Raw genomic sequence first — 3,243 nt, 5'->3', positions numbered from 1 at the left:
ACGCGCGGCGGACCCACCCACGTCGGGCCCCGCCTCGCCCGGCGGGAGGCGGCGGTCGTCGGGCAACCAGCGCCAGCCCAACACCAGCGCCAACGCGCCGAGCGGGACGTTGACCAGGAACATCGCGCGCCACCCGAGGTCATCGCCGAGGACCTCGATGAGCAACCCGCCGACCAGCGGCCCCGACGCGGTGGCGATGGAGACCGTCGTGGCCAGCGTGGCGAACGCGCGCGCCCGCGCCCCACCCCGGAAGTACTTCTGGATGAGGCCGAACGTCTGCGGGTTGAGCATCCCCGACCCCACGCCCTGGATGAGGCGCGCCAGGTTGAGCATCTCGATCGACTGGGCGAACCCGGCGACCACCGCCCCGCCCACGAACACCGCCACACCCGCCAGGAACAGGCGCTTGCGTCCGGTCGCGTCGCCCAACCGCCCCGACGGCACGAGCAACAGCCCGAACGCCAACGCGTACCCGGACACCACCCACTGCAATCCCCGCGAATCCGAGTCCAGGGCGGTGCCGATCACCGGCAGCGCCACGTTGATCACCGACAGCGCGAGCAGCGCCATGAACATCGGGACCATCAGGGTGGTGAGAACCCGGGCGGTGCTGACCGGCCGGGTCGTCGCGGGGGTCACGGGCGCATCGGTCACTTCCGCGATGGTATCCACGGCGGACGTCCCGGGCCCGACGGTCACGGGCGCGCAACAACCCTGTCACGACCTACCCGAGCGCCGTCGCGATCAGTAGCGTCAGGTCATGGCTGATGTCACCCGCACCGCAGAAGTCGATCCGATCCCCTTGACCGACCTCGCCGAGCTGGGCACCGCCAGCGGCCGGGCCGTGTCGATCTTCCTGCCCACGGCCCGGGCCGGGGCAGAGGTCCGCGAGAACCCCATCCGCGCCAAGTCGCTCATCAAGGACGCCGAGACCCGGCTCAAGGCGCACGGCGTGGCCCAGGAGGAGTCCGACGAGATCCTCGGCCCGCTGGTCGCCCTGCTGGAGGACGACGCGTACTGGCAGCGTCTGTCCGACGGTCTCGCGCTGTTCGCGTCGAAGGGGTTCTGGCGCGCGTACCGCCTGTCCACGGACGTCGCCGAGGCGGTCCACGTGAGCGACCGGTTCGCCGTCCGGCCGGTCGTGCCGGCCGCGGTCGGTGACGGCGAGTTCCTGGTCCTCGCGGGCAGCCAGAACAAGGTCCGCCTCCTCGAGGGCACCGCCTCGACGATCCGCGAGCTCGACCTGGGCTCGATCCCGTCCTCGATCGACGACATGGCCGGCGATATCCAGCCGCCCTCGCACCAGCAGCAGCGCTTCAGCGGGGCAGCCGGCGCCGGCCCCGGGGCGAACAGGGCCGGCGGGGGGATGGTGCACAGTCACGGCACGGGCGCCGAGGTCGGGGACGTGCAGCGGGAGAAGTTCCTGCGGCAGATCGCGAAGGGGCTGCAGGAGGCGCTGCGCCCCAACGATCGGCGGCCCGTCGTCCTTGCGGCGGTGACCGAGCATCTCCCGCAGTTCCGCGGGTACCTGAACTACGAACACCTGGTGGACGAGGTGGCCGCCGGCAACCCGGACGCCCTGTCGCCCGCCGAACTGCACGAGCGGGCGTGGGCGGTGGTCCGGCCGGCGATGCAACGGCAGTCCGACGCGGTCGCGGAACGCTTCGGTGACGCGATCGGCGCCGGTCGCGCACTGGCCGGTGGCGGGTCGGACATCCTGCACGCCGCCCGCGAGGGACGCGTCGAGACACTGCTGCTCACCCGCCGCCGCTGCACCGCCGAGCACGGCCCCGACGATCTGGACACCGCGGTCGGTCAGGTCCTGGCCACGTCCGGATCGGTGGTCGTGGTGGACTCCCTGCCGAAGGACGTGGCGGAGGGCGCGATCCTCCGGTTCTGACCCCCGACCCCTGACCCCCGACGACGACGCGGGTGCGGGCGGCGCGTGACGGCGCGCTGCCCGCACCCGCTGGCGTCTCGTGCACAGCTCCCGCTCAACTCGGATGTGTAGCGTCGCGGCTTCACGCACACGTCAACGTCAGGAGATCGAGTGCGCTCACGAACATGGAGGTCGGCGGTCGCCGCCGCAGGACTCGTACTGGTGGTCGCGGGTTGCGGCGCCGGGGGCGACGACGACGAGGGCGGCGCCGCGGAGACGCAGGCAGCGGCCGAGCAGTCCGAACAGGCGACCGAGCCCGGGCAGGAGGGCGAGCAGTCCGCGGACGGGCCCGACACCTCCGACATCCCCGACCCGGTGGCCGAGGTGAACGGCACCGAGATCTCGCGCGACGAGTTCCTGTCGGTGTTCGAGAACCAGTACCAGCAGATGAGCATGCAGGCCCAGATGTCCGGCCAGCCCGTTGACGAGGCGCAGCTCAAGGAGCTGACCACTGACGGGTTGATCGGCACCGAACTGCTCACGCAGGAGGCCGGTAAGCGGGGGATCGAGGTCTCCGATGATGAGATCCAGGCCGAGTTGGCCGTGTTCGCCGAACGCAACCAGGTCAGTACCGACGAGTTCGTCGAGGCGATGGGCGGGCAGGGCCTGGACCGCGAGGCCGTGCTGGACCAGATCGACAAGCAGTTGCGCGTCCAGAAGCTGATCACCGACGAGTACGGGGTGTTCGAGGCGACCGACGCCGAGGTGCAGGCCGCCTACGAGCAGGTCGCGCAGCAGCAGGCGATGTCCGGCGGTGGTGCGGCCGGCGGTGGCGGGCTGCCGCCGCTGGAGCAGGTGCGCGGCCAGGTCGAGGAGCAGGTTCGGGCCGAGAAGGAGGCCGGCGCGATGGAGGAGCTGTCGCAGAAGCTGCGCGAGGACGCGGACGTGACCGTCCATATCTAGGGCGCCCGCCGCGGTGACGTCGCCGCCACGGTCACGGCGACTGCGCGGCGGTTCTGCCTACACGGTGACGTCGGTGTGCGGCAGCTGCTGCGCCACCCACGGGAACACGACCTCCATGAGCAGCACGAACACGGCCGCCAGCAGGATGAGGACGAGCGCGACCTTGACCGGCCGCGGGCCGGGCAGGGATCGCCACAGGTAGGCGTACATCGGCTCACTCCTCCAGGGCGGCCGGGCGGCCGTCGGTCTTCGCGGTGGTCTCCACGAGGGCGGCGTGCACGATGAGCCGCTCGGCGTTGGAGTACATCGGGTGGCAGGTGGTCAGGGTGAGCAGGCGCTCGGGGGCCTCGGTCGCGTCGTCCGCGCCCGCCACCGCCTCGCCCGCCTCGCCCGCCTCGCCC

At 71.8% G+C, this 3,243-nt stretch carries 5 protein-coding genes; 2 read left to right on the top strand and 3 right to left on the bottom strand.

Going from position 1 to position 3,243, the window contains the following annotated elements:
- Positions 1 to 654, bottom strand: a 654-nt coding sequence (locus tag G6024_RS05275) for an MFS transporter (RefSeq protein ID WP_159148230.1), incomplete at its 3' end; no start/stop codon positions are given.
- 106 nt (positions 655 to 760) lie between these two features.
- Here G6024_RS05275 and G6024_RS05270 point away from each other — a divergent pair.
- Complete coding sequence (locus G6024_RS05270; protein WP_159148229.1) at positions 761 to 1,900, top strand: baeRF3 domain-containing protein; 1,140 nt, start codon at positions 761 to 763, stop codon at positions 1,898 to 1,900.
- 150 nt (positions 1,901 to 2,050) lie between these two features.
- Positions 2,051 to 2,842 carry a SurA N-terminal domain-containing protein gene (locus G6024_RS05265; protein WP_235027767.1) on the top strand — a complete coding sequence of 264 codons (792 nt, stop codon included), beginning with the start codon at positions 2,051 to 2,053 and terminating at the stop codon, positions 2,840 to 2,842.
- A 57-nt stretch (positions 2,843 to 2,899) separates the two neighbouring features.
- Here the strand turns inward: G6024_RS05265 and G6024_RS05260 are convergent, their stop codons facing one another.
- Both G6024_RS05260 and G6024_RS05255 read right to left on the bottom strand, forming a co-directional pair.
- Entirely contained in the window at positions 2,900 to 3,052 is a 153-nt protein-coding gene (locus G6024_RS05260; protein ID WP_182640320.1) for a hypothetical protein, read from the bottom strand.
- Between the two features lie 4 nt (positions 3,053 to 3,056).
- Positions 3,057 to 3,243: sortase domain-containing protein (locus G6024_RS05255; protein ID WP_235027766.1), on the bottom strand; the 187-nt coding region annotated here is incomplete at its 5' end.

Source organism: Dietzia maris, from assembly GCF_014144855.1.
Taxonomy (GTDB): Bacteria; Actinomycetota; Actinomycetes; order Mycobacteriales; family Mycobacteriaceae; genus Dietzia; species Dietzia kunjamensis.
Note: the sequence above shows the minus strand (reverse complement) of the source record. Positions and strands in the feature narration are given on the sequence as shown.

Bases quoted from the DNA above. Each gene is read 5' to 3' on its own strand.
- G6024_RS05270 (WP_159148229.1), top strand. From the start codon at position 761: ATGGCTGATGTCACCCGCACCGCAGAAGTCGATCCGATCCCCTTGACC.
- G6024_RS05260 (WP_182640320.1), bottom strand. From the start codon at position 3,052: ATGTACGCCTACCTGTGGCGATCCCTGCCCGGCCCGCGGCCGGTCAAG.